Genomic DNA, 1,488 nt, shown 5'->3' with positions numbered 1-1,488 from the left:
GGTCGTGTCCTGAAACCGGTGTAAATGGGGCCGGGCGTAGGTTCTGCTTCGAGACCTACCAAGTCATCGAAGAAAGGACCTACGCCCGTGCCTGCACGAGTATTGCCGATTGACCGTGTCCGCGCCAAGATCGACGAGCTGTTCGCCTCCGATCGTGAGTTGCCCGAGATCCTGGAAGAGGTGGCCCGCCTTGGCGCACAGTTGCTGATGCAAGCCGCGTTGGAGGCCGAAGTGACCGAGTTCCTCGGCCGTGACCGCTACCAGCGCACCGCAGCGACACCGGATGCGCAGTCCGGGTCGCGTAACGGCTATCGGCCGGTCACGGTCAAGACCACGGCCGGCCCGGTCACCTTGGAGCGTCCCAAGCTGCGCGGCACGACCGCTGCGTTCGCCTCCCGACTGTTCGGCAAGAACGTCACCAAGACCAACGCGCTCGAGTCGCTGGTGATCGCCTCATTCGTGCGTGGACTGTCGGTACGCGACGTCGAGGCCACCCTGGCTGATGCACTCGGTGATCAGGCCGCGATCTCGAAATCGACTGTGTCGCAAGTATGTCAAGCCATCAAGACCGAATACGACAGCTGGGCGGCTCGACGCCTCGATGACGTCATGCTGGACTACCTGTTCCTGGATGCCTCGTTCTTCCGGATGCATCCGGGCTCGCCGGCCGAGCCGGTCCTGGCCGCCTGGGGGATCACCACCGATGGCAAGCCCGTCTTCGTGGGCCTGGCCCCCGGCACCGGGGAGTCGACCGACGCCTGGGCTGATTTCCTGACCGATCTGCGCGACCGGGGCTTGAGGTGTCCGCTGCTGATCGTCTCCGATGGCGCTCGCGGCCTGATCGCCGCCATCGAGCAGGTCTTCCCGCAAGCCCTGCGGCAACGCTGCCTCATCCACCGGGTACGCAACGTCTTGGCCAAGATCCCGGCCGGGATGCAAGCAGAGATCCGCGACGGCTACTGGGCCTGCTTTGACACCGATGAACTCAACACCGAAACCGGCCCGCGCCTGGTGGAGTCAGTCGATGCCCGCCTGACCGCGTTCGTCGACCGTTACGCCGCCATCTACCCGGCGGCGATGAAGATCCTGACCACCGACCGCGAGGGCCTCACCGCGTATCTGCGGTTCCCGACCGAGCATCACCACCGCGTCCGGCATTCGAACTTCATCGAGCGCACCTTCGGCGAAACACGTCGCCGCGCAAAGGTTATCGGCCGATTTCCCGGTGAGACCAGCTGCATCAGCATCGTCTGGGCCGTGCTCGACCGTGCATCGCGCGGCTGGCGCGGACTGACCATGACCCCCGCTGGACTACGCCAGCTTCAAGACCTCCGCCGCAGCCTGCTGCACCCGCCCCGACAACTACGACCCCAGCACACCTCTGAGCCCGCCACCCACAGCCCCGAAGCTGTCAGCGCTACCGCGTAACATCACCCACCGAAGCCAGAACCTGCGCCCGCCGATTTACACCGAAATCTGGACGCCACC

Annotated in this window: 1 protein-coding gene; it reads left to right on the top strand. The window is 65.2% G+C overall.

The annotated features are described in order from the left end of the window. Window positions 1–87: 87 nt before the first annotated feature. The gene (locus BST15_RS20865; RefSeq protein ID WP_165757156.1) at window positions 88–1,428 is read left to right on the top strand and encodes an IS256 family transposase; all 1,341 of its coding nucleotides are present in this window, start codon (window positions 88–90) and stop codon (window positions 1,426–1,428) included. Window positions 1,429–1,488 lie beyond the last annotated feature (60 nt).

It is taken from the genome of Mycolicibacter arupensis, assembly GCF_002086515.1.
GTDB lineage: Bacteria > Actinomycetota > Actinomycetes > Mycobacteriales > Mycobacteriaceae > Mycobacterium > Mycobacterium arupense.
This window is presented reverse-complemented; position numbering and strand designations above follow the sequence as displayed.